Origin of the sequence: Chitinophaga sp. (assembly GCF_035564935.1) — a bacterium.
GTDB lineage: Bacteria > Bacteroidota > Bacteroidia > Chitinophagales > Chitinophagaceae > Chitinophaga.
This window is the reverse complement of sequence record NZ_DATMTE010000626.1, coordinates 1-3,411: the sequence shown is the minus strand read 5'-3', so window position 1 is coordinate 3,411 and position 3,411 is coordinate 1. Positions and strand designations below refer to the sequence as shown.

General features: G+C 45.9%; 1 protein-coding gene. It reads right to left on the bottom strand.

Annotated features, from left to right (window positions below):
• A partial coding sequence (locus tag VN105_RS15920; protein ID WP_325642517.1) for a TonB-dependent receptor occupies positions 1-3,206 on the bottom strand: 3,206 nt, incomplete at its 3' end.
• Between the last annotated feature and the right edge of the window lie 205 nt (positions 3,207-3,411).

Sequence of the window (3,411 nt, the reverse complement as noted above, 5' to 3'; positions counted from 1 at the left end):
CCCAGCTGCATCTGGTGACGGGATGCAAAAAAGTCTTTTGAATAAGGAGCGCCCGGAGTGCTGAAGGTGTAAGTAGGATAGTTATTCACCACTTTACCGGTTGGGCTTAAACCAACGCTCGCCATTGAGTTAAAGGTGTTAGGCGTGAAGTACTGAATACCCCAGTCTTTGTTCAGCAGGTTAGTAACGTTCACGATATCGTAAGTTAATGTGATAGTGTGCATTTTTTTACCAGCCTGGAAGTTGAAGTCCTGTGCGAAACGGAAGTCGGCCTGTGTATTCCATGGAGTACGTCCGCCGTTACGTTCAGTGAACTGACCTTTACGTCCGCTCAGGTAGCTGTTGCTGTTCACATAACTCATGAAAGCAGTAGCCTGTTGCGCGGCTGTTTGTCCGCCTGCTATATCAGTAAAGAAGTTGGTAGCTTCAGCTATATCTTTCGGGATGTAGGTAAGGCTCACCTGTTGAGGTGTTCCGTTGATGGTAGCGTTTACCAAACCGTAAGAGAACGGTGTTCCGGAAGAAGTATTGAAGAAGGCGGAGAAGTTGGAAACCCATTTACCTTTGGTACCCCAATCCTGTTTGTAAGCAACAGTAGCAACAATGCGGTTACGGATATCGAAGTTAGAGTAAGCCAGTCCCGGGCTGTTAGGATTCAGCGCCTGGTTCAGCTGCCAGTTCGATTCCATGGAGTTGCGGATACCATTGGTAATATCTTTTGCCTGACCATAAGTGTAAGCCACCATGAAGTTCAAACCAAAAGGGAACGTTTTGGATACCTGGCCGGTGATGCTGTAACGGTAACCCTTATCAGTGTTGGATAAGAGGTAAGCGTTAGTATATAAAGGATTGATCTTGGAACCGGAGAAAATAGGCTGCTGCTTGTTTACATCGTATGCAAAGTAAGTAGGATTATCTGCCAGGTTTACCTGCTGGAACATCAGGTCCTTAATTACTTTGGTGTAAATACCTTCAATAGAGAATTTCCACTGGTCGTGCGTAGTATAATCCAATGCAAGGCTGCTTCTCCATACCTGCGGCATTTTGAAGTTGTTATCGATCATATCTACCTGGGTAGCGCCGGCTGCATTATTTACATTTACGCCGTTCTGTGCCGCGAAGTCTGCGATGCCGTTAGCAGATGGTTTTGCTGCAGGCAGTGGGGTATTAACAAACGGTTTGGTATTTTTCTGATCGTAAGCACCGTAAGTAACACCATTGTTATAGTAAGCATAACCGATCCATGCGAAAGGAATACGACCGGTGAATAAACCGGATCCGCCACGCAGTACCAGGCTGTTATCGCCTTTAATATCGTAGTTAAAGCCTAAGCGCGGAGAAATTTGTACGTTGTTCAGGAAGTCGTTTTTGATGTCCTTTGGTTTGGTATAACTGTAGGTGTTACCATAGTTAGGATCTTCCGGAGATTTGATGGTTTTATCGCTCAATGGCTGTTTGTTGGGAATGCCGGTGTAATCGAGGCGGATACCCGGTGTAATCCGGAAACGGTCTGTCAGCTGGATCTCATCCTGTCCGTAAACGCTCAGCAGGTTTGCTTTGAATTGTGCGGGAGGATTAGCCATGATATAATCACGGGAATTGTTGGTGTAATTATAGTTACCACGTACACGTGCCGGGTTATTATTCAGGAAATCTTCGATGCTGTTATAATCCAGGCGGCCATTCCAGGAGTTTACAAAACCGTAGGTGATGTTGTAGAACTCATTGTGTGTACCCAGGGTAATAGTATGATTTCCTTTGAACAGGGTTACGTTATCAGTTACTTCAAATGTTTTTTGTTTCATGTTGAAGATACTGGCTTCACGGTCGGTACCCAGGAAGATGGTAGAACCAGGGGTTCTTCCTTTGATCTGGATCTGTGGTGTGGCAGGATCAGACAATGGATCCCTGTAGTCGTGTACATTGGAATAACCGAGGATCAGGGTGTTGGACAAAGTACTGCTGAAATTACTTTTCAGCTCCGCTACGGTAGATGACTGGTTATTTACCTGTTTGAAGTCGATGCCTTTGAAACGGAAGTTTTGCTGATCGCGCTCCAGGTTAGTGGCTTCAGAGGTGATGGTGTTATTACGGATAGCCAGCTGGTGTTTATCGTTGATATGCCAGTCGATCCTGTTAAAGAACTTGTTGGAGTTGGAATAGATACTGGTGTTACCAGCGGTACCCGGATCTACGCCATATGTTTTCATCAGGGCAGTGATATCAGCTGCATCTTTTTCTGTTAAGATACCGCCGCCATCAGCAGAACCTGCACCGAGGATCACCGGGTCTACACGGCGGGTAATTTCTTCGTTGGTGAAGAAAAATAATTTGTTTTTGATGATGGGGAAGCCTAAGCGTACACCGGTTTGATATTCATGGAAATCGCTGGGAAGTTTAGAACCGTCGCCGGCGTTGTTTTTACCTACCATGGAAGCGTTACGGCCAAATCCGTAGATAGAGCCGTGTACTTCGTTGGTGCCGCTGCGGGTTACAGCGTTCACACTACCACCGAGGAAGTTACCCACCTTTACATCAAATGGAGCCAGTAATACCTGTATGTCCTGGATCGCATCTACTGATACGGGGTTGGTACGGGTACTGCTTCCCGGCTGACCACTGGTGTTGCTCTGGCCGCCCAGGGAAGGACTGAAGCCAATAGCATCGTTGTTGATGGCGCCGTCTACAGTTACGTTGTTATAACGGTAGTTGGTACCCAGGAAGGAGTTGTTGTTGCTCTGGGGAGTTACTTTAGTGAGGTCCTGGAGGCTGCGGCTCAGTGTAGGGAGCGCTTTGATCTGATCCTGGCCTACCCTGGTGCCGGATTTGCCCGCGCCGGCGTTGCCGGTTACCACAACTTCGCTCAGTGCAGTTGATTCTTCCTGTAATTTAAAGTTGAAACTGGTGGTTCCCAGTCCGAGGTTAACATCTGTTTTTTCTTCTTTCTTATATCCAATGAATGAAACAGTAATAGTATAAGGACCGCCTGGATTAAGGTTGGGCAGATTATAGCGGCCGTCGGTATTGGTTTGTACACCGGATTTGGCGCCGGTGCTGTTATTTACTATTACTACTGTAACACCGGGAATGGCTTGTCCACCCTGATCAGATACTTTACCCGAAATTACAGCAGTAGTTACCTGTGCGTGCGCGTTGTAGCACAGAATTACAAGAAAGCTAGCTAGTAGCGTAAAGAATGATTTCATAAACTGTATGTAAGTATTTACAGGTGCAAAGGAAACAGTCTGATGCAACCAGAATGTTAACAGATTATTACGTAATTGTTAAGAAGTGCATAAAACATCCTGTAAATCCGCTTTGTATTACTCATTTGCGTTTAAATACTATCAGAAACAGGGGCTGTATATCATCTTAATGTTAACAGTGCGCGGAAACTGAGGTAGGAATTAT